The organism is Pyxidicoccus sp. M15, from assembly GCF_056858435.1.
This window is the reverse complement of record NZ_CM166495.1, coordinates 10,382,900-10,401,986: the sequence shown is the minus strand read 5'-3', so window position 1 is coordinate 10,401,986 and position 19,087 is coordinate 10,382,900. Positions and strand designations below refer to the sequence as shown.

Sequence of the window (19,087 nt, the reverse complement as noted above, 5' to 3'; positions counted from 1 at the left end):
GTCGCTAGCGCCGGGCCGTTCTTGAATCCAGTTGACCTTCGGGAGGCGGTGGCCCGCGCCTCAGGGCCCCGGGCGTGCGTCCCGTCAGGGCGACCACGTCGCGAGTCATGTGCGCCTGGTCGGTGAAGCCCAGCGCGAGGGCCAGCTGCGCGAGCGGCAGCGTGGAGCGGGGAATCCGTCGCCAGGCCTGGAGCGCCCGCACGTCGGCGCGGTAGCGCTTGGGCGAGACGCCGTAGGCCCGCTTGAAGCCACGGGCCGCCGTCTCCGGCGCGAGGCCCATGCGCTCTGCCCAGTCCGTCAGACTCAGGGTTGGATTGTCGCGCAGTGCCGCGGCGAGCAGGTCGGGCCAGTCCTTCGGACCGGCGAGGGGAGCCATCAGCGACGAGACGACGAGGTCCGCCGACGAGAGGGAGTCCCGCTCGGCCAGCCGTACCACGGCGTCCACGTCGCGCAGCAGCCCCACGGGCACCATCGGCGCGGAGGCGGGAAGCGGCAGGTTGAGGACGACGGCTCCGGTGGTGCCGAAGTGGTTCGCATGCGCCTCGTAGGCGCGGTGGAAGACCACGGAGCCCGCCGCCAGCCTGAAGCGACCGGAGTCCCCTGCCTCGACATAGCCACCGGCCACGACGACGGCGGTGTACCCCGTCACATGCCGGTGGCGCTCCAGTCGGGTCGCCGCCGTGAAGCGCTGCCGTGCTGTGGTCTTCATGGCGGTCATCGGCTCGGACATCCCGGCTTCTCGGTGAGGCGCGTCATCGCGGCGAAGGACTGCCGATTGAAACACGGGTTGCAGGCCCCGCCTTGGGACGTTGGAGGCAATCGTTCCCGAGTGCAACGGAGGGGTAGGGCCTGTGCGATGATTTCTCCACCCACCGCGTCGTCCCCGTGGCGCAACGGCTCGGACCTCGGAGCCCTGGGGACCGTGCAGGGCTGACGACGGCACGCCTTGCGGCGGTGCCAAGGAGCTGTGGTCGTGAATCGAAGCCGGCTGACATCCCGCTGGGGCGTGACGCTCTTCACCATCGGCGCGTTCTTCCTCGTCAACGAGTACGTCCGGCGGTTGCTGCTCCTGGCCCCGATGCAGCTCACGACGCGCAACGTGACGCGGCAGGCCCTGGAGGGGGTCCTCTGTCTCGTCGCGGTCGCGCTCGTGCACCGCCTGCGTCCCGGCGCCGCCTTCCGCGAGGTCGGCTTCGGACGCTCGCCGCTGCGGGCCGCTGTCTTCTCACTGGTGGCCACCCTGCCCATGTTCGTCACCTATGGATACGCCGCGGGCTTCGTGCCGCAGCGGCTCACGGCGGGCTACGTCCTGACGTCGGTGGTGATGGCGGCCCTCGCCGAGGAGGTGCTCTTCCGGGGCTTCCTCTTCGGCCAGCTGCGGCGGCGGGCGGGCTGGTCGTTCTGGGGCGCGGCGCTGGTGGGCATGGTGCCCTTCGCGTTCGGGCACTTCTATCAGGGCTACCAGACGGGCCATGGCGTCTGGGGCCTCGTGGGTGTGCTCGCCATCACCGGAGCGGGACATCTCTTCTTCACGTGGCTGCTGGAGCGCTGGGGCGACCTGTGGGTGCCCATCGGGATGCATGCGCTGATGAACCTGTGGTGGGACCTGTTCGGGGTGGATGCCACCGCGCTGGGCGGCGTCCAGGCCAACGTCGCGAGGTTCCTCACCGTGGCGCTCGCCATCGGGCTTACGCTGCGGCTGCGTCGGGGACGGCCCCACTGGGCGGACGAGGAGCGGAGCCTGGGGGCGGGCCCCCTCGGTGAGACCGCCGCGTCGTGACAGCATGGGCTGGAGCGGGCCCATTCGCTCGTCTACGGTGCGCGTCTTTCCACCGAGGAGACGCGCATGCCGGCATCGGCCGGGGAGGATGGAGCCGAGACGCGCGCATCGGGGCTCCTGCTGCGCAACAAGGCCTTCCGCTCATTGTGGACCGCGCGAGTCATCTCCTTCACGGGAGACTCGCTCAGCCTCGTGGCGCTGATGCTCCATGTCGCCGGGGCCACCGGACAGGCGCTCGCGGTGTCCCTGCTGCTGCTGGTGGGGGACTTCGCGCCCGCGTTGCTGAGCCCCCTCACCGGGGCCATCAGCGACCGGTTCGACCTCAAGCGAGTGATGCGGGTCTGTGAGCTCCTCCAGGGCGTGCTCCTCCTGACGCTCGCGCTCGTCCTGCCGCCGCTGCCGGTGCTGCTGGTCCTGGTGGGGCTGCGCGCGGTCGCCGGACAGGTCTTCCAGCCCGCCTCCCGGGCCGCGCTGCCGGCGCTGGTGAAGGAGCGGGAGCTGGAGGTGGCGAACTCCACCCTCGGCTTCGGCACCAACGCGGCGGAGGCCCTGGGCCCGCTGGTGGCAGCGGCGCTGCTGCCCTTCGTGGGCGTGCGCGGCGTGCTCCTCATCGACGCGGCGTCCTTCTTCTTCTCCGCGCTGCTGCTGGCCTCCGTGCCGTCCCTGCCGCCGGCACCGAGCGAGGCGCATGGCCCTCCGCCGTCACTCCTCCGGCAGGCGCGGCTGGGGCTGGGCTACCTCTGGTCCACTCCCGCCGTGCGCGTCATCGCGCTGGGCTTCTGCGCCGTCGTCGCGTTCAACGGCGTGGACGACGTGGCGCTGGTGTTGCTGGCGAAGGAGACCTTCCTGGCGGGGGACTCGGCGGTGGGGCTGCTGCTGGGCGCGGTGGGTGTCGGGCTGGTGTGTGGCTACGGGCTGCTGGCGCGGTATGGCCCGCGCGTGTCGATGCCGCTGCTGCTCGTGCTCGGGTTCGCGGTGAGCAGCGTGGGCAACCTGCTCACCGGCCTGGCCTGGGCCGTTTCCGCGGCCATCGCGATGCAGACGGTGCGGGGGCTGGGCATCGCGGCGATGGACGTGGCCACCAACACGCTGCTCCAGCGGGTGGTGCCGCCGGGAATGCTCGGGCGGGTCTTCGGCAATCTCTACGGCGCGATTGGCGTGGCCGCCGCGGTGTCCTATCTGGGCGGCGGCCTGCTGCTGGATGCAACCTCCGCCCCGGTGACGCTACTGGTCGCCGGGGCCGGAGGCACGCTGGCCACCGTCCTGGTGGCGCTCACGCTGCCGGGCGCCCTGCGCAGGAGTCTGGCCGCGCGCGACGCCGCGTCCGAGGAGGTCAGACGAGCCGCTTCCCCTTGACGAACTCCGCGCCGAGCAGATTGCCGCGATGGTGGATGGGGTCCAGCATCACCTTGCGAATCCGCCAGCCCTCGGAGGTCTTCTCCACGTCGTGCGTGTAGCGGATGACGAGCGTCCACTCCTGGGGCACGCCGTTCAGCGAGAAGAAGTGGGCGACGTCCGCGTAGGCCATCACCTGGGCCTCCGTGCCGCTCTTGAAGTGGGTCCGCACCGTGTTGGCGGTGGCGTGCTGGACGCGGCTGTAGGGCGACAGGGCGTCACTGCCCAGCTTGCCCATCTCCTCGCGCGCCATGGTGACGGGCTCACCGCCGAAGAGCCGGGTGTAGTCCGCCGTCACCTGGGGCGTGAAGACATTCACCCAGCGGCTCCAGTCCCCGGTGTCCTTGCCGAAGTCGATGGCCTGCCCGTACTCCGCCACCAGCTCCTGGACGGCAATCCAATCCAGCACGTACTGAAGATCCTGGCCCTTCATCATGTTGGTGCACCTCCGTGTAGAGCCCGGAGCTTCCGACGAATGGGGGCGCTACGGAAGGAAAGGCTGCTTCACGGTTGCAGATGCATCGCGACTCCAGCGCGTCTGGAGTCGCGGGTACACGGCGCGGAAGGCGGCGAACCACAGCCCGCCCGCGAGCAGGTCCACGGCGTAGTGGTAGCGCAGCACCAGCGTGGACAGCACGATGACAATGCCAACCGGCAGCAGCAGCTTGAACCGTCGCGGATGCGCGAGCCGGTCATGCTCCAGCAGCACCAGCGTGATGTACGTGTGCAGGCTTGGGAAGATGTCGTAGGCGGACGAACCGCCCGCCACCACGGCCGCGTTCAGCCGCGTCAGCCATCCGCCCTCGATGGGCACGGTGAAGAGCTCCGGCCAGGCCACCGCGGGTCCGAGCCCGGGCACGAGGTAGTAGCCCGCGATGCCCGGCACGTACGCGGAGAAGACGTGGACGAAGAAGCGCTCCGCGCGCGCCCGGGGACCAAGGACGGCCCACGCCATCGCGAGGTGCAGGTACGCGTGGAACGCGAGGTAGCCCCCGCTGAACACGTCATTCACCCACGGGGTGCTCCAGCGCTGGAGCCACACCGCCGGAGTGACACCGAACATGCGCACGTCCACGGCGAGCAGCCACGCGTCGTACGACGGCAGCCCGAGCGCCGGCACCGTGTGCTTCACGGACGCATAGAAGAAGAACGTCGCGGCATAGGCGAGCAGCAGCCGCACGCGGAACACATGGGCGAAGCCATCCAGCCGCGAGAGCAGGGCCACACCGCCCACGAACAGCACCGTCGCCCCAAGCACCTGCGAGGTGACGGGAGCCCCGGTGCCCGCGACGAGCAGGAGCGCCAGGGAGAGGGCCGCGCCGAAGCTGCCCAGCAACACCTCGTGCAGGTACGGCCGCTCAGGCATCCGGGGCGGCGCTTTTCACTCCGCGCACGAGCGAGCCGCTGACGACGCCGCGCACGAACGAGAAGTAGGACGGAATGAAGGGCGCGCCCTGGGCGAGGAGCTCCGAGCGCAGCGTCCGGTGCAGCTCGGGCAGGTTGTACCAGGGCACTCGCGGGTAGAGGTGGTGCTCGAGGTGGTAGTTCTCGTTGCACATGAAGAAGCGAGTCACCGGGTTCGACAGGATGGTGCGCGAGCCGCGGACCGGATGGTTGCTCTCCGCGAGGAACGTGTGCTGGCTCATGCCTCGGATGTTCACGAGCGTGTTGATGACGAGCATCGGCACCACCCATGCGTGGAGCAGCACCGTCCCGGGCACGAAGGCGACGGCGAGCGTGGCGCCCGCCGCGAGCAGCGCCACCTCCAGCTCAATCCACCGGCGCTCGGAAGACGTCCCATGCCGCCAGCCCAGGATGGGAATCATCGTGATGTACGCGGGATAGCCGAGCAGCAGCCGCCCCACGTGCATCAGCAGCTCCAGCCAGCGGCGCCCCGTGTAGTTGCCGTAGTGGTCCGGGTCCCTCCCGCCGCCGAGGTCGATGTGGTGGCGCAGGTGGAGCACCTTGTACGCCGCGAAGTTCTGCAGCACGGGCAGCGCGCACAGCATGCCCCCGAGCCGGTTGAGCCAGCGCCGCCGGGACAGGCTGCCGTGCACTGCCTCATGGGTGAACAGGCTGATGCCGTGCAGGGACGCCGCCGCGATGACGTACAGCACCGCGCGTGCGAGCCACCCGGAAGCCGAGGACTCCCCCGCGAGCCTGACGGCCAGCGCCGCCGCGACGAGGTACAGCGCCAGGAAGAGGAGGAGCCGGGGAACGTGCCGGGCGTCGACCTGCTCCAGCGTGCGCAAGCGTGCGGGTGTGAGGGACTCTGTCGGCAACGGCATGGCTGTTCCGGTGGAGATGACCATGCCATACAGTCGTCGCTTCCGTCGACGCCACCTTCCGCCGTCCCGCCTGCCCGTGAGCTCAACGCCGTACCGACTGAAGTTCGCCGTCGTTCGTGAAGACCCCGAGCTGGAGCTGGCGCTCGTCGAACGCACGAAGGCCCGGGCCGTCCTCACGGTGGCCTCCGGTGGCTGCACCCTCCTCACCCTCGCGCGGCGTCACCCGGGGCTGGAACTGGTGGGCTTCGACTTCAACCCGCGCCAGCTCGCCCACGTGCGCGAGAAGGCCGCCGCGCTCGGTGGCGGGCCGCTGGAGCGCTTCAACGTGGGCAGCGCGGACCCCTCCGGGCTGAACCAGCGGGGCGAGTTCGAGGGCCTCTTCCGGACGCTCCGTCGTTTCATCGAGGAGTTCGTCGCGCCCGCGCGAGAGCTGGCGGCGTTCTTCGAGCCGACCACGCCCGGCACGGAGCGAAGCGCGCTGCTCGCCCGCTGGTTCGCCTCGCCGTACTGGCCGGTGGCGTTCGAGCTGGCCCTCGCGGCCCCGTTCCTCCATGCGATGTTCGGCCCGGCGGCGACGCAGCACGCGGCGCCCGGCTCGTACCCCGGCTACTTCCAGGCCGTCTTCGAGCGGGGGCTCCGCCGCGAGGACGCCCCGCGCAACCCGTTCCTCCAGCACGTGCTGCTCGGCCATTACCGCGCCGAGGACGCGCCGGAGTACCTCCGCGCGGAGCGGCCCGTGCTGCTCACGTTGGTGGAGGGCTCGCTGCCCGACGTCCCCGGGCTGGGACGCTTCGACGTCATCTCGCTCTCCAACATCTTCGACTGGTCGGACGACGCGCTCGTCGCGAGCTGGGCGGCGCTGCTCTCCCGCGAGGCCCGGCCGGGCTGCGCGGTGGTCTGCCGGCAGCTCAACAACCAGAGGAACCTCCGGCGCTTCTTCGAGCCGGCGTTCGAGTTCGACGACGCGCTCGGAGCGGAGCTGCTCGCGAAGGATCGCAGCCTCTTCTACGAGCGCATCGAAGTCGGCTTTCGCGCATGAGCGGCGTGCGCTTCGTGGTGGCCCGTCCCGACTCGCTCGGGCCGTACGTCGAGCGCCTGCGCCGGTTGGAGCAGGGCATCCTCTATCCGCTCGCGGATGGGGCGGACCACTTCTTCATCGACCATGGTCCGGAGTACCACCCGTTCTTCTCGTCCATGGGGGACGCGTACTTCCTGCTCGCCCTGCGCGGCGACGAATTGCTGGGCTCCGTCACCGGGGTGGCCCGGAAGGTCTTCCGTGGCGGCCGTTCGCTGGACGCGCTCTACATCTGTGACCTCAAGCTGGTGGAGCACGCGCGCGGCCAGGGGCTGTCTCGGCGGCTCATCTTCGAGGGGCTCACGCACCTGTTCCGCATTCCGGCCCTGCGCCGCACCCGGTTCCTGTACGGCGCCGCGATGCGAGGCGCGCGAGGCGACGTGATGCGCACCGCGCGAGGGTGGAATCCGCTGCGGATGGGACGGCCGGCGAGCCGGCTCGCGCTCTACTTCGTGCCTCCCGCGAAACTCGCGGCGCTGGAACCCCGGGGGAGCCCCGGGCGTCCCATGGGGGACGGGCTCTGCCTGGGGCCGGCCCCCGGGCGGAGGCTGGAAGGAGCGGGCTGGTGCAGCACGGCGGGAGCCAAGGACCTGCAGCGGCTGTCGACCCGGAGCCCCTGGCCGCTGGTCCACCTGGCCGCGCCTCCGGGTGCCTGGACGCATGGCTGGGCGACATATCTGCGCGCGTGTGGTGAGGAACTGGTGGCGCGAGGTACGGACGCGCTGGCCTGCTTCAGCATCGACGAGCGGCTGGAGGACCACGTCGCCTGGTTGGGTGGCGCGGGCCTTCCTCCTGACTCGGTGTGTACTGTCTATTCACTCGACCTCTCGTTCCCGATGAAAGCGCCAGCATGGGTGCACCTTCCCTCGTCCGAAATCTGAAGCTGCGACAGCGCATCGCCGGGCTGAAGGCGGAGTGGAATGCCCTGGATGGGCCCTACCTGCGGGCGCTGCGGGACGGCACCTTCGAGCGCGACGACTTCGTGGAGACGCAGGTGCAGTTCTTCGGCGCGGTCGCGCACTTCTCGCGGCCCATGGCCATCCTCGCCAGCCGGCTGCCCCGGCCCGAGCAGCGGCTGCCGCTCGTGGAGAACGTCTTCGATGAGCACGGGCGCGGAAACCTGGCGCACGGACATGAGCGGACGTTCCGGCTGCTCCTGGAGCGGCTCGGAGTGGAGGCGGCGCGGGTGGGGCGCGTGCCCTGGCCGGAAGTGCGCGCCTTCAACGCCGCGCTGACGGGGCTGGCCTCGTTCGACTCGCCGCTCACCGGGCTCGCGGTGTTCGGCATCATCGAGGACCTGTTCAGCGGAATCTCGCTGGAGCTGGGACGCGGCATCGTCTCGCGAGGCTGGCTCGACGCCGCGCAGGTGGTGCACTACCCCACGCACGCGACGCTCGACGAGGAGCACGCGGACGGCTTCTACCGCCAGCTCGACGGGCCGTATGGCGCGGATGCCCGGGACGCGGAGGAGATCGAGCAGGGGCTTCGCCTGGGAGGACACCTCTTCCTGAGCCTCTACGACGACCTCTACCGGGCGCGCAGGCGTCGCGAGCCGGGGCTGTAGGCAGGGGCGGGTTCTTCTAATCCGCACCGGCCGGCTGGAACCCCGCGGAGTCATTCCACCTGTCCACACGGAAGAATCGAAGACCTTCGGGTGGCGGTGTGAGCGCAAGGATTCGGTCAACCAGGGAACAGTGGAATACGTAGGTGGAGGTTGACTCCGCCAGCACGAACAGTAGGCGCTGCTCCAGAGGGATTTCCTGTAACGCACCCTCGTCGAGCACGAGCTTGTTGATGCTCAGCACGTCTCCATCCGAATAGAAGGTGCAGTTGGATCGCTGCCGGTCGAGGCAGTGGATTTCGTTGAAGACATGCAGCAGCCAGTACCGTCGGACGTCATCTGGTTTCACCTTCACGTCGGCGGGCACGAGCTGAACCTCGCGGAGACCGAGCGGATCCAGCACTTCCATCACCCGTGTGGAAAACACCGGCTGCGGCAGGCTGTGGTGGTCTACCATCACTGGGTTTCGTGGAGCAGGGGCACTCAGCCGCAGCCGGACTGGCTCGGTAACGACCACGTGCTTGCCCTTTCGGAAACGCCCTCCGTGCTCATCCCATTGCAGCAGGGGATGAGAGTTGTTCGGCGCTGACTCGATGACGAAGTAGTCGGTCTGCACGGCGCTCACTCTCCAACGCGCAGAGGCCGCTTCGCCAGGGGGCGGCCCGTAACTGTGTGCTTCTGGCTGTGGCGTCGTTCCTGGGGGCAGGTCGCGGCGCTGGGTTTCTGCTGGATGCTCTTGATGCCTGAGCAGCCCCGACCTCCAGGCGCGTAGTCGAGCCCGTCCCGGGTCAGTGTCCAGATGAAGCTCGCCACTTTTTTCAGGATCTCCGCACTGAGTTGATCAAGCCTGCGAACGAGAGCCTCAGGGGCGGAGCAGAATGCTCCGCGCTCCAATCGGTCCTCAATCTCCTGAAGTTTTGTCATCACTGCCTTCGGGTAGGGCAGATGCAGGTCGAAGGCATGGCCCTCGGAGTGATTCCCGCGGTGCACAGCGACGTGGAGCTCGCACGCGCTGGCCATCTTCATTGGCAGGAAGACCCCATTCTCCTTGCGGTCGGGGTGGTAGCCGAATCGCGGGCAGTGCTTTGCCCACTGCTCGTTGTCCAGTGCTTCCAGGCAGATGAGGTGGTGCGCGGCGACCGAGAACGGCCCCACGTACCACGGATGAGTTGCCAGCTCCCTTCCTTCAAGCATGTTCCGCCCAAGCACCGCCGAGCTGCCCAGGTTTCCACCGATGCGGCCCTTGGTGTCGAAGGCGTGCTTCTCCTTGCCGCAGGACTCGCACAACTCTACGGGCTTCGATTCCTCACGCGTGTCGACGCGCCCGGCTACGGGGCGAGAGACCTGCGGCTGCATGATGGGAGCCGGCGGCACGTTGTGGTCATTGAGGGTGAACAGGTCGAAGTTCCGCACGACGTTCTTCCCTTCAATCCTCACATCGAAGGAGTAGTTGACCGGGTGCGCCGCCCCCTTCGTCTTGCCCGAGGCAACGCCTCCACCGGCGCTCCCCGCTTCATTCCCGGTGGATCTGCCCAGGCGGGAACTGGAGAGGCCCACCGGGGCACCATTGATGGTGACCGACCGCGAGCCCTTCTCGAGCGAATCGCTCTGCGCGACGTTGGGATACGGCACCGGCACGGGCCCGGCAGGTCCCGGCGTCTTGCAGACGTCCGGAAACCCGGCCACCGTGCCACCACTCTCCTTCGTCACAGGGCTCATCCCGTTGACGAGCGTGGAGTTCTTCTTGGGCATGGCACTCCCCCCGGAATGAAAGGGAGGATGAATCGCTCACGGTGCCAGGCCACATTGCCCTGGGGTGATGTGAGAGAGTGCCGCAACGCACTTCATGGACGACAAGCGCTACCCCATCCCGGCGGGGCACCACCGGGTGGAGCAGGACATCCAGCGAAGCCGCTTCGTCACCACCGCCGCCCACACCCCGACGGTGGAGGAGGCGAAGGCCTTCGTCGCCTGCGTCCGCGAGGAGTTCCCGGACGCGAACCACAACTGCTGGGCATATGTCGTGGGGCCTCCGGGCTCGACGGCCCAGGTGGGGATGAGTGACGACGGTGAGCCCCACGGGACGGCGGGCCGGCCCATGCTCACGGCGCTGCTCCACGGTGGGGTAGGGGACGTGGCCGTGGTTGTCACCCGCTACTTCGGCGGCACGCTGCTCGGGAAGGGCGGGCTGGTGCGGGCGTATACCGGCTGCGTCCAGCAGGCACTGGAGGGCCTCCCCACCACCGAGCGTGTGCGGAAGGTCCGACTCGCCGTCGAACTGGAGTACGCCAGCATCGACGGCGTGCGCCGGCTCCTGCCCGAGTACGAGGCCCAGGTGGTGTCCGAGGAGTACGCCGCCACGGTGGGCTACCGGTTCGAGCTGCCCGTCACCCGCGTGGACGCGTTCCGCACCGCGCTGACCGACCTGACCCAAGGCCAGGTCCTCATCGAGCAGGTGGAGTCCGAAGATTGACCCTGGGGCCCGCAGGGGAGAGCCTCCGGGGCGATGAGCGCAGGCCCCGACCTCTTCTCCGCCTCCGTCGATGTGAACCGCTTCGCGCCCCTGGCCGAGCGGATGCGCCCGCGCACGCCCGAGGACTTCATCGGGCAGGCCCACCTGCTCGGCCCCGGCGCGCCGCTGCGCCAGCTCATGGAGCGCAAGTCGATTGTGTCCTCCCTGTTCTGGGGTCCGCCCGGCGTGGGCAAGACGACGCTCGCGCGCATGCTGGCGTCGAGCGTGGACGCGGAGTTCGTCATCCTCTCCGCCGTGTCCGACGGCATCCCTCGCATCCGCGAGGTGGTGGCCGAGGCGGAGCTCCAGCGCAACCGCTACTCCCGGCGCACGGTGCTCTTCGTCGACGAAATCCACCGCTGGGCGAAGAACGTCCAGGAGCAGGCGCTGCCCCACGTGGAGAGCGGGCTGCTCGTCCTGCTCGGTGCCACCACGGAGAACGTCAGCTTCGAGGTGCGCCCCGCCCTCATCAGCCGGTGCCGCGTCTTCCAGCTCAAGGAGCTCACCCTCGCGGACATCCAGCGCGCGCTCACCCGGGCGCTCACGGACGAGAAGCGGGGCCTGGGGACGCGCAAGCTGACATTGGGTGAGGAAGCGCTGACGCTGCTGGCGAAGGGCGGCGCGGGAGACGTACGCAAGGCGCTCGGCGCGCTGGAATTGGCGGCCAACCTCACCGCCGACGGCGCTGAAATCACGGTGGAGACGGCGCGAGAGGCCGTGGGCACCAGCCTGTCGCGCCACGACAAGGACGGGGACGAGCACTTCGACCTGCTCAGCGCGCTCCAGAAGTCCTGCCGCGGCTCCAATGCGCAGGGCGCCATCTTCTGGGCGGCGAAGCTGCTCCAGACGGGCGACGTCGTGTCGTTGTGGCGCCGGCTCAAGGTGATTGCGGTGGAGGACGTGGGCATGGCCATGCCCGAGGCCATCACCATCGTCCGGGCCTGCGAGGAGGGCTTCCACTCCATCGGCATGCCGGAGGGGCGGCTCTTCGTCGCGCACGCGGTGGTGACGCTGGCCACCGCGAAGAAGAGCAACCGTGCCTACCAGGCGATGAACGCCGCCATGGAGGCGCTGGAGCAGCACCCCAACGCCGGCCCGCCGCTGAACCTCCGCAACGCGCCCACGGAGTTGATGAAGGACCTGGGCCACGGCAAGGGCTACCAGCCCCCGTGGAACTTCCCCAATCACTACGCTCCGGGGCAGACGTACCTGCCCGCGCCGCTGGAGCGCGCCGTCTTCTACCGCCCGAGCAAGGAAGGCTACGAGGCGGAGGTCCACGAGCGCATGACGCAGTGGTGGCGCGACGACAAGGCGGCCAAGGGCGAGTAGTGCTTCAGTCGCCGCGCCGGAGCGGCACGAAGCGCCAGCCGAAGGCCCACGCCGGAACAGCCGTGGCCGCGAAGCCCGCGCCCAGCCCATACAGCACCTCGTCGAGTGGGACGCCCAGGATGCTGCCCGGCAGCAGCACGCTGGGCCTCCACGTGCGCTCGAACACGCCGGGCACGAGCGCGCCGAAGACGAGGCACAGGCCCAGGTAGATGCCAGCCGATACCCACGCTCCGAGCAGACTCGGAACGATGAGGTCCCTGCGCATCAGCAGCAGCGCCGAGGACACGGACACCATCGCCGCCACCGCCGCGTAGAGGATGGACAGGCCCGCCGCGAGCAGCACCCCCGTCACCGCCATGGCCAGCGCGAAGGCCCCCACGGCCCGTGCCCATGCCTTCACGGGCCTGGCGTGGGGCACGAGCGTGCGGCGGAACGCCACCGCGTAGGCCGTGGAGGAGAAGGCGCCCAGGCCCGCGACGAACAGCACGTCCTCGATGCCGAAGCCCAGGCGGTCCGCCAGCCCGAAGAGGAAGCGGGGCGTCCAGTACTCCGGATAGAAGAGCCACTCCGTCGCAGCGAAAGGCAGGGACACCACGACGACCCGCTTCAGCAGCGGGCGCAGGTCCGGACGCGTGAGCCAGACACAGCTCCCCGGCACCAGGAACAGCACCGACAGGAGGAGGAACTCGTAGGGCACGGCGGCCTCAACGCAGCGCCAGGGCGACGAGCGGGAGGGCCACCATGGCCGTGGTGGCGGTGATGGCGGCGGCCACGCGGACCAGGATGCGCCGCGAGCCGGGAGGCGCGGGACGGGTCAGCACCACGCCCAGCGCCGCCAGCGCTGGCACCAGCAGCCACAGGTCCGCGCGCAGTCCCACGGCCTCCAGTCCGAAGGGAGCCAGCACCAGCGTGAGGGCATTCAGCGCCAGGATGACCCACGCGGCGCGCTCGCCTCCCACCCGCGCCGGCAGGGTGAGCTTCCGGCTCTCCCGGTCCGACGGCTCGTCGGGCAGCGCGGTGGCGATGGCGCAGGCCAGGTGGGTGGGCAGCAGGCACGCGATGAGCCACCACGGAAATCGTTCGAGCGCTCCTCCCTGCGCGAGGTAGCCGTAGAGCGGGAGCACGCCACTCACGCCCACCATCTGCAGAACTTCACCGCCGCCCCGGTAGGACAGTCTCGTGGGCGGGTAGCTGTACGCCCACAGCAGTGCCAGGGCCGCCAGCGCCAGGAGCACGAGCAGCGGCGCTCCTCGCGTTGCCGCCAGCACGGTGCTGACCGTCACCAGTCCCACGGCACAGACGAGCGCGGCGATGCCGAGCGCCCGGGGGGAGAGCCGCCCTTCCACCAGCACGCGCGAGCCGCCGGAGAAGAGGGTGGCCGTCTGGTTGCGGCGGTCCGTCTCCTGGTCCGCCCAGTCGTTGGCGTAGACGATGAAGAGCTGGTCCAGCACGCCGAAGAGCTGGACGCCGAGCAGCGTCGCGACGTCGAGCGAGCGCCCCGTGAGGCGAACGGCGACGAGCTGCCCGAGCAGCAGCGGGAGCGCGATGTACGACTGCGACGGCAGCCGCGAGGCCTGCAGCCAGGCGCGAAGGGCCGTCACGAGGTGCGGCCTCGCGACAGGCCCAGGCGGAGCGCCGCCTCCGTGCGCAGGTCTCCGAATGGCAGGTGCCACCGGGGGTCTCCATCCAGCCGCCACGCCTTCACCGGGATGAGGTCTTCCCGGGCCAGCGTCTGGTGGAGCCGCGTTTCCTCGTCGGGCTCGCGCGAGAAGCCGAAGGGGTTGCGGAACTCCGAGCCCTGGAGCCGCGAGTACTTCGCGTCATTGCTGGCGACGAGCGCGAGCATCTCCTGCCGGCGCCCTTCGAGGTACTCGAGGAAGGTGGCATCGAAGGGGCGGATGGCGGCGCGCTGCTCCGGCTCGCGCATCACCCAGCGGGCCCAGTCGTAGCCGAAGACGAAGTCGTGCGCGTACCGGAAGCGCAGCGCGGACCGGGCGCCGAAGCCGCGACACAGGGCCACCACGCGGCGCGCGAAGGCCTCCATGTCTCGCGGTGTTCCGGCCTCCCAGAGGCAGCGCACCGGATAGTCGAGGTCCCAGAAGATGTTGTCCGGGAAGTCCTCCGCGAGCGCCTCGACGATGTCGCAGAGTCCCTGGGTGAAGGCCCGCAGCCGCGCCTCGTCGCCCTGGCCCGCGGTCAGCTGCTCGGCCAGCTCACACGGCGTCGGCGCGCGAGCGCGGTCCGGCGCGAGCGAGGCCCGCGCGCCGAGCAGCGGCTCCAGGCGCTCCAGCCGGGAGCGCAGCGTGTTCTCCAGCCGCCTCATGCCGGCGCCCCTCCAAGAAGCCCGAGGCCGTCGAGCAGCACGAGTCCGGACAACGCGAGCGTCCCCCACCAGATGGCCCGGTGCAGCTCCAGCTTGTACGCGGACTGCGCGCCGAAGGCGTTCGTCACCGCGCCGGAGCTGCGCCTCCATACGCGTGCCCCGAAGAGGAGCACCACCCCGGCCGCGGGCAGGACGGTGAGCGGCGGGGCCACGCGGGGCATCCACGGCGCCGCGAGCCAGAGGAGCGCGCCGAGCACCAGCAGCACCTCCGAGCCCCGGCGCGCGGAGGCGTTGCCTCGGACCGAGGCCCACGTGCGCTTGCCTCCGGCGCGGTCGCTCTCCTCGTCGGACAAGCCGCTGGCCAGGGCGCTGGAGAGCGACAGCGCGAGCAGGCCCGGCGCCAGCGCCACGAGCCACGGCGGAGCCCACAGGCCGCACTGCGCATACGCATGCAGCGCGGGGAGCACGCCGCCGACGCCCACCATCTCCAGCACCTCGCCACCGCCCCGGTAGTTGAGCCGCAGGGGCGGCAGCGAGTAGGCGATGAAGACGAACAGCGCCAGCGCGGCAATCGGCGCCAGCAGCGGACGCTCCAGGGCGGCACCGGCCACCATGGCCAGCAGGAGCGCCACCGCGCCCGCGCCCAGTCCCGCGGCGAGCAGCGCCTCCGCGGGGAGGATGCCGTCCGGAATCGTCTTGGGCGAGCCGGCCTTGGGGAACATGCGGCGCTTGAGCGCGTCCACCGCGCGGTCGCCCCAGTCGTTGAGCAGGACGATGAAGGCGACGTCCGCCACCATCCACAGCGCGCCGAAGGCGAGCGCTCCCACGGAGAGGCGTCCCGCATGGGCGGCGCCCACCGCCTGTCCGAAGAGGGCGGGGACGAAGACCTTCGGCCAGCTCGCGGGCTTGAGGGCGTACCACCACCGCTCCGCAAGGCCCATGGTCTCGACGTGCATGCGTCCTGTGTCTCTCCCGAGGCTCGGAGGTTCTGCCCTCCGGTGGGCAGCGTCAATGATTCGCTTCCCGCAACCGCCAACCCCCGAACCTGTGCGGCGTCGCCATGGACGCCTCCGGACACTGCGCACCGTGCGCTCGTTTGCCAGCGGCGTGTCGCGCCCTTTGTGCTTGCTCGTATTCCGGGCGCTTCCTATCTCCGGGAGAGGCCCCTTCCCAGGAGTCCCCATGGCCGCCCCCACTTCGCCTTCCGGTCCCACCAATCGGCTGGGCCAGGAGCCCTCGCCGTACCTGCGCCAGCACGCCCACAACCCGGTGGACTGGTTCCCCTGGGGCGAGGAGGCGCTCGCGCGGGCGAAGGCGGAGGACAAGCCCATCCTGCTGTCCGTGGGCTACTCGGCCTGCCACTGGTGCCACGTCATGGCGCACGAGTCCTTCGAGTCGCCCGAGACGGCCCGGCTGATGAACGAGGGCTTCATCAACATCAAGGTCGACCGCGAGGAGCGGCCGGACCTGGACCAGATATACCAGGGCGTGGTGCAGCTGATGGGGCAGGGCGGAGGCTGGCCGCTCACGGTGTTCCTCACGCCGGACCTGAAGCCCTTCTACGGCGGCACCTACTTCCCGCCGCAGGACAAGTACGGACGGCCCGGCTTCCCGCGGCTGCTGGCCTCGCTGCGCGACGCGTGGGTGAACAAGCAGGACGAAATCCAGAAGCAGGCCCGGCTCTTCGAGGAGGGCCTGGGCGAGCTGGCCTCCTACGGCCTGGACGCGGCGCCCGGCGCGCTCTCCGCGGAAGACGTGGTGGCCATCGCCCGGTCCATGTCCCAGCAGGTGGACCCGGTGCACGGCGGCTTCGGCGGCGCGCCCAAGTTCCCCAACCCGATGAACCTCGCGCTGATGCTGCGCGGGTGGCGCCGGGGCGGTGGGGCTCCGCTGAAGGATGGCGTGTTCCGCACGCTGGAGCGCATGGCCCTGGGCGGCCTCTACGACCAGCTCGGCGGAGGCTTCCACCGGTACTCGGTGGACGAGCGGTGGCTGGTGCCCCACTTCGAGAAGATGCTCTACGACAACGCGCAGCTCGTGCACCTGTATGCGCAGGCGCAGCAGGTGGAGCCCCGGCCGCTGTGGCGCAAGGTGGTGGAGGAGACGGTGGAGTACGTCCGCCGCGAGATGACGGACACGGGCGGCGCCTTCTACGCGGCCCAGGACGCGGACAGCGAGGGCGAGGAGGGGAAGTTCTTCGTCTGGCGCCCGGAGCAGATTCAGGCGTCGCTGCCGGAGTCCCGGTCCGAGCTGGTGCTGCGCCACTTCCGCGTCACGTCCGCGGGCAACTTCGAGCACGGCACGACGGTGCTGGAAGTCGGGCTCCCGGCGGCGGAGCTGGCGAAGCAGTGCGGACTGTCGCTGGAGCACGTGGAGCGGGAGCTGGCGGCGGCGAGGCAGGCCCTCTTCGACGCGCGCGAGCAGCGGGTGAAGCCGGGGCGGGACGACAAGATTCTGTCGGGTTGGAACGGGCTGATGATTCGCGGGCTGGCGCTCGCCGCGCGCGTCTTCGAGCGGCCGGACTGGGCCCGGCAGGCGGCGGCCGCCGCGGACTTCGTGCTCGCGAAGATGTGGGACGGGGCGCGGCTGGCGCGCTCGTACCAGGACGGACAGGCGCGCATCGACGGCTTCCTGGAGGACTACGGGGACCTGGCCTCGGGGCTGACCGCGCTCTACCAGGCGACGTTTGACGTGAAGTACCTGGAGGCGGCGGACGCGCTGGTGCGGCGCGCGGTGGAACTGTTCTGGGACGCGGAGAAGGCGGCGTACCTCACCGCGCCTCGCGGGCAGAAGGACCTGGTGGTGGCGACGTATGGCCTCTTCGACAACGCCTTCCCCTCGGGCGCGTCCACGCTGACGGAGGCGCAGGTGGAGCTGGCGGCGCTCACCGGGGACAAGCGGCACCTGGAGCTGCCGGAGAAGTACGTGGCGCGGATGCGCGACGGGCTGGTGAAGAACGCCATGGGGTACGGCTACCTCGGGTTGGCGGCGGACGCGCTGCTCGACGGCGCGGCGGGCGTCACCTTCTCCGGAACGCGCGAGGCGGTGGCGCCGCTGCTGGCCTCGGCGAACCGGGTGTACGCGCCCACGTTCGCCTTCGGCTGGCGGGAGCAGGGAGCGCCGGTGCCGGCGCTCCTGAAGGACCTCTTCGAGGGCCGCGAGCCGGTGGGCGGCAGGGGCGCGGCGTACCTGTGCCGGGGCTTCGTCTGCGAGCGGCCCCTCACGGACGCGGAGGCCCTGGCCCAGCGGCTGGCGGTGACTCCAGCGGGAACCTGAGCGCCGCCGCGCCAGGCCCTGGCGCGGGGCTGGCGCGCCTTGCTCGCTGCTTCGGTGGGGCCTGAGCACCTCGCTCGTGGCTCCGGCGGAGGCGTGGCGCTCAGGGCCTCGAAAGTAGCTCCGCGCCGCGTGCTCAGGGCGACATCGGGGCCGCGGCTTCTTCCTCCTCCTCGGCGCGAGGGTAGTCCGCCGGGCGGGCCATCGCCGCGTCGACGTCGTTGAGCGAGTAGTCGTCCACGGTGAGGATGCCCACCCTGTCTATCGACATGCCGAGGCTCAGCCGCCGGGCCGCGCTGGGCACTGCCGGCGTCGTCCACTCGGCGCGGGTGTAGCTGCTCACGGCCGGCAGCAGCGGGCCCTGCGTCCAGTAGTCCCAGACGCCCGCGCTGTCGCGGTAGTACGCCTTGAAGCGGACCGACGTGGTGGCCTTGTACCAGGCGGAGATGCGGTAGCGGTGGCCGCTCGTGGCGGCCGGGGCGCACGTGCCGCTGTCCTGCAGGCTGATGAGCTTGCGGTCGCCGCTGGTGTAGCTGGTGATTCGCACCTGCTGCGCCCAGCTCCCGCTGTGCGCGTCCGACGTCCGCGTCCACGTGAAGGTGTTGGTGCCGAAGCCGCCGCGCTGCCAGCAGTCCGGCGTGCCGTCGCCGTTGCTGTCTGCCTCCAGCGACGGGTTCTGGAAGAGCTGCGAGGACGTGGGCGGCCAGGAGACGGGCGGCTTCAGCGCGCCGCCGATGACGGTGTCCATGAGGGCGACGGTGGTGCCCCGCGAGACGCGGGGAGCCAGCCAGTCGAGGAACGCCGTCAGATTGGCCGGTGAGATGGAGTACTGCTGGGGCGGGTCGCACGGCGAGCAGATGTGGTGGAAGACGATGGGAATCCATCCGCCGCCGGAGTTCTCCGCGTTGAGCACCCAGGCCTTCAGCGTGTCCAGCGAGGTGGTGTTCTGCACGGAGCCGTGCGTGCGAATCGCGTACGCATCCGCGGGAGGCACGGGCTCGCCGTAGGGATTGCTGCTGCTGCCGCCGGGCGAGCGCAGGCCGCCACTCTCCCGGGCCGAGTTGTAGTTGCAGTCGATGACAATCTGCCGCGTGACGGAGTCCTTGTCGCCGAACGGGTAGGCGAAGGACGTCACCCGGAAGCCGGTGTTGAGCAGGGCCACCCGGTCATTGCAGATTTCCCTGCGCTGCGCGTCCGCGGAGAGCGACGTGAGACGCGGATGCGTCAGCGTGTGGCCGCCAATCTCATGCCCGGCGTCCCGGAGGGCGCGCAGCTGGGTGAGCGTCAGGCGGCCGGACATGCCCAGCCTGGCGCTGTTGATGTAGAAGGTGCCGCGCATACCCCGTGCTTCGAGCATGGCCGCGGCCTGGAACTGGTTGGCCAGACAGTCATCGAAGTTCAGCGAGACGATGACCTGCCCCGGCGCCAGCGCGCGAGTGGTGGTTTCCATGATGCCCCCCTCTGGTGGCGGTGTCGGATCAGCCTGAAGTTGGGCACGAGGGGTGTTGCGGGCACATGCTTGGGTCCAAACGCACGCGGGGCGCGGAAGGC

General features: G+C 70.2%; 19 protein-coding genes and 1 pseudogene. 8 read left to right on the top strand and 12 right to left on the bottom strand.

Translation table 11 applies throughout. From position 1 onward, the window contains the following. Positions 1-4: 4 nt before the first annotated feature. Positions 5-709, bottom strand: a complete 705-nt coding sequence (locus ACX9TP_RS38405; RefSeq protein WP_482975635.1) for a helix-turn-helix domain-containing protein — start codon at positions 707-709, stop codon at positions 5-7. A 264-nt stretch (positions 710-973) separates the two neighbouring features. On the opposite strand from ACX9TP_RS38405, the gene ACX9TP_RS38400 reads away from it, so the two are divergent. Beyond that, positions 974-1,780, top strand: a complete 807-nt coding sequence (locus tag ACX9TP_RS38400) for a CPBP family intramembrane glutamic endopeptidase (RefSeq protein WP_482975634.1) — start codon at positions 974-976, stop codon at positions 1,778-1,780. A 66-nt stretch (positions 1,781-1,846) separates the two neighbouring features. Beyond that, positions 1,847-3,136, top strand: coding sequence for an MFS transporter (locus tag ACX9TP_RS38395; protein WP_482975633.1), 1,290 nt, complete (start codon positions 1,847-1,849; stop codon positions 3,134-3,136). Here the strand turns inward: ACX9TP_RS38395 and ACX9TP_RS38390 are convergent. From ACX9TP_RS38390 to ACX9TP_RS38380, 3 genes are read right to left on the bottom strand one after another with little or no spacing between them, the layout of a single operon-like run. After that, positions 3,114-3,611 carry a nuclear transport factor 2 family protein gene (locus ACX9TP_RS38390; protein WP_482975632.1) on the bottom strand — a complete coding sequence of 166 codons (498 nt, stop codon included), beginning with the start codon at positions 3,609-3,611 and terminating at the stop codon, positions 3,114-3,116. The two genes, ACX9TP_RS38395 and ACX9TP_RS38390, sit on opposite strands and share 23 nt — an antisense overlap. 48 nt (positions 3,612-3,659) lie before the next feature. Next, positions 3,660-4,541: a phosphatase PAP2 family protein gene (locus ACX9TP_RS38385; RefSeq protein WP_482975631.1), complete on the bottom strand. Its 882-nt coding sequence runs from the start codon at positions 4,539-4,541 to the stop codon at positions 3,660-3,662. Beyond that, a complete protein-coding gene (locus ACX9TP_RS38380; protein ID WP_482975630.1) occupies positions 4,534-5,463 on the bottom strand; it encodes a fatty acid desaturase family protein in 930 nt (309 codons plus the stop codon). The genes ACX9TP_RS38385 and ACX9TP_RS38380 overlap by 8 nt, the downstream gene beginning before the upstream one ends. 22 nt (positions 5,464-5,485) lie before the next feature. Between ACX9TP_RS38380 and ACX9TP_RS38375 the strand changes: the two genes are divergently transcribed. The 3 genes from ACX9TP_RS38375 to ACX9TP_RS38365 are packed head-to-tail and all read left to right on the top strand — an operon-like array spanning position 5,486 to position 8,102. Then, a complete protein-coding gene (locus ACX9TP_RS38375) occupies positions 5,486-6,502 on the top strand; it encodes a DUF3419 family protein (protein WP_482975629.1) in 1,017 nt (338 codons plus the stop codon). Further along, positions 6,499-7,419 carry a GNAT family N-acetyltransferase gene (locus ACX9TP_RS38370; RefSeq protein WP_482975628.1) on the top strand — a complete coding sequence of 307 codons (921 nt, stop codon included), beginning with the start codon at positions 6,499-6,501 and terminating at the stop codon, positions 7,417-7,419. The genes ACX9TP_RS38375 and ACX9TP_RS38370 overlap by 4 nt, the downstream gene beginning before the upstream one ends. Then, a complete protein-coding gene (locus ACX9TP_RS38365) occupies positions 7,389-8,102 on the top strand; it encodes an iron-containing redox enzyme family protein (protein WP_482975627.1) in 714 nt (237 codons plus the stop codon). The genes ACX9TP_RS38370 and ACX9TP_RS38365 overlap by 31 nt, the downstream gene beginning before the upstream one ends. 16 nt (positions 8,103-8,118) lie before the next feature. Here ACX9TP_RS38365 and ACX9TP_RS38360 read toward each other — a convergent pair whose 3' ends face one another. The 3 genes and pseudogenes from ACX9TP_RS38360 to ACX9TP_RS38350 all read right to left on the bottom strand — a co-directional run. Then, positions 8,119-8,715: an imm11 family protein gene (locus ACX9TP_RS38360; protein ID WP_482975626.1), complete on the bottom strand. Its 597-nt coding sequence runs from the start codon at positions 8,713-8,715 to the stop codon at positions 8,119-8,121. Between the two features lie 5 nt (positions 8,716-8,720). Continuing rightward, the gene (locus ACX9TP_RS38355) at positions 8,721-9,293 is read right to left on the bottom strand and encodes an AHH domain-containing protein (RefSeq protein ID WP_482982284.1); all 573 of its coding nucleotides are present in this window, start codon (positions 9,291-9,293) and stop codon (positions 8,721-8,723) included. 147 nt (positions 9,294-9,440) lie between these two features. Continuing rightward, positions 9,441-9,851, bottom strand: a pseudogene (locus tag ACX9TP_RS38350) (PAAR-like domain-containing protein); the annotation flags it as partial. 94 nt (positions 9,852-9,945) lie between these two features. Here ACX9TP_RS38350 and ACX9TP_RS38345 point away from each other — a divergent pair. Beyond that, positions 9,946-10,572, top strand: coding sequence for a YigZ family protein (locus tag ACX9TP_RS38345; protein WP_482975625.1), 627 nt, complete (start codon positions 9,946-9,948; stop codon positions 10,570-10,572). 33 nt (positions 10,573-10,605) lie between these two features. Then, positions 10,606-11,940: a replication-associated recombination protein A gene (locus tag ACX9TP_RS38340; protein ID WP_482975624.1), complete on the top strand. Its 1,335-nt coding sequence runs from the start codon at positions 10,606-10,608 to the stop codon at positions 11,938-11,940. A 4-nt stretch (positions 11,941-11,944) separates the two neighbouring features. Here ACX9TP_RS38340 and ACX9TP_RS38335 read toward each other — a convergent pair whose 3' ends face one another. The 4 genes from ACX9TP_RS38335 to ACX9TP_RS38320 are packed head-to-tail and all read right to left on the bottom strand — an operon-like array spanning position 11,945 to position 15,219. Then, positions 11,945-12,637 (bottom strand): lycopene cyclase domain-containing protein, encoded by a 693-nt coding sequence (locus tag ACX9TP_RS38335; protein ID WP_482975623.1) that lies wholly within the window; start codon positions 12,635-12,637, stop codon positions 11,945-11,947. Between the two features lie 7 nt (positions 12,638-12,644). Next, positions 12,645-13,541 carry a UbiA family prenyltransferase gene (locus ACX9TP_RS38330; protein WP_482975622.1) on the bottom strand — a complete coding sequence of 299 codons (897 nt, stop codon included), beginning with the start codon at positions 13,539-13,541 and terminating at the stop codon, positions 12,645-12,647. After that, positions 13,538-14,263 (bottom strand): ferrochelatase, encoded by a 726-nt coding sequence (locus tag ACX9TP_RS38325; protein ID WP_482975621.1) that lies wholly within the window; start codon positions 14,261-14,263, stop codon positions 13,538-13,540. Before ACX9TP_RS38325 ends, ACX9TP_RS38330 begins: the two co-directional genes overlap by 4 nt. Beyond that, complete coding sequence (locus ACX9TP_RS38320) at positions 14,260-15,219, bottom strand: UbiA family prenyltransferase (protein WP_482975620.1); 960 nt, start codon at positions 15,217-15,219, stop codon at positions 14,260-14,262. The genes ACX9TP_RS38325 and ACX9TP_RS38320 overlap by 4 nt, the downstream gene beginning before the upstream one ends. Before the next feature lie 226 nt (positions 15,220-15,445). On the opposite strand from ACX9TP_RS38320, the gene ACX9TP_RS38315 reads away from it, so the two are divergent. Further along, a complete protein-coding gene (locus tag ACX9TP_RS38315) occupies positions 15,446-17,539 on the top strand; it encodes a thioredoxin domain-containing protein (protein WP_482975619.1) in 2,094 nt (697 codons plus the stop codon). 133 nt (positions 17,540-17,672) lie between these two features. Here the strand turns inward: ACX9TP_RS38315 and ACX9TP_RS38310 are convergent, their stop codons facing one another. Beyond that, positions 17,673-18,986, bottom strand: coding sequence for a polysaccharide deacetylase family protein (locus ACX9TP_RS38310; protein ID WP_482975618.1), 1,314 nt, complete (start codon positions 18,984-18,986; stop codon positions 17,673-17,675). Positions 18,987-19,087: the final 101 nt, after the last annotated feature.

Excerpts from the sequence above, each read along its gene's own strand:
- ACX9TP_RS38405 (WP_482975635.1), bottom strand. The coding sequence starts at position 709 with ATGAAGACCACAGCACGGCAGCGCTTCACGGCGGCGACCCGACTGGAG.
- ACX9TP_RS38395 (WP_482975633.1), top strand. The coding sequence starts at position 1,847 with ATGCCGGCATCGGCCGGGGAGGATGGAGCCGAGACGCGCGCATCGGGG.
- ACX9TP_RS38390 (WP_482975632.1), bottom strand. The coding sequence starts at position 3,611 with ATGATGAAGGGCCAGGATCTTCAGTACGTGCTGGATTGGATTGCCGTC.
- ACX9TP_RS38385 (WP_482975631.1), bottom strand. The coding sequence starts at position 4,541 with ATGCCTGAGCGGCCGTACCTGCACGAGGTGTTGCTGGGCAGCTTCGGC.
- ACX9TP_RS38380 (WP_482975630.1), bottom strand. The coding sequence starts at position 5,463 with ATGCCGTTGCCGACAGAGTCCCTCACACCCGCACGCTTGCGCACGCTG.
- ACX9TP_RS38375 (WP_482975629.1), top strand. The coding sequence starts at position 5,486 with ATGCCATACAGTCGTCGCTTCCGTCGACGCCACCTTCCGCCGTCCCGC.
- ACX9TP_RS38370 (WP_482975628.1), top strand. The coding sequence starts at position 6,499 with ATGAGCGGCGTGCGCTTCGTGGTGGCCCGTCCCGACTCGCTCGGGCCG.
- ACX9TP_RS38365 (WP_482975627.1), top strand. The coding sequence starts at position 7,389 with ATGGGTGCACCTTCCCTCGTCCGAAATCTGAAGCTGCGACAGCGCATC.
- ACX9TP_RS38355 (WP_482982284.1), bottom strand. The coding sequence starts at position 9,293 with ATGCTTGAAGGAAGGGAGCTGGCAACTCATCCGTGGTACGTGGGGCCG.
- ACX9TP_RS38345 (WP_482975625.1), top strand. The coding sequence starts at position 9,946 with ATGGACGACAAGCGCTACCCCATCCCGGCGGGGCACCACCGGGTGGAG.
- ACX9TP_RS38340 (WP_482975624.1), top strand. The coding sequence starts at position 10,606 with ATGAGCGCAGGCCCCGACCTCTTCTCCGCCTCCGTCGATGTGAACCGC.
- ACX9TP_RS38325 (WP_482975621.1), bottom strand. The coding sequence starts at position 14,263 with ATGAGGCGGCTGGAGAACACGCTGCGCTCCCGGCTGGAGCGCCTGGAG.
- ACX9TP_RS38320 (WP_482975620.1), bottom strand. The coding sequence starts at position 15,219 with ATGCACGTCGAGACCATGGGCCTTGCGGAGCGGTGGTGGTACGCCCTC.
- ACX9TP_RS38315 (WP_482975619.1), top strand. The coding sequence starts at position 15,446 with ATGGCCGCCCCCACTTCGCCTTCCGGTCCCACCAATCGGCTGGGCCAG.
- ACX9TP_RS38310 (WP_482975618.1), bottom strand. The coding sequence starts at position 18,986 with ATGGAAACCACCACTCGCGCGCTGGCGCCGGGGCAGGTCATCGTCTCG.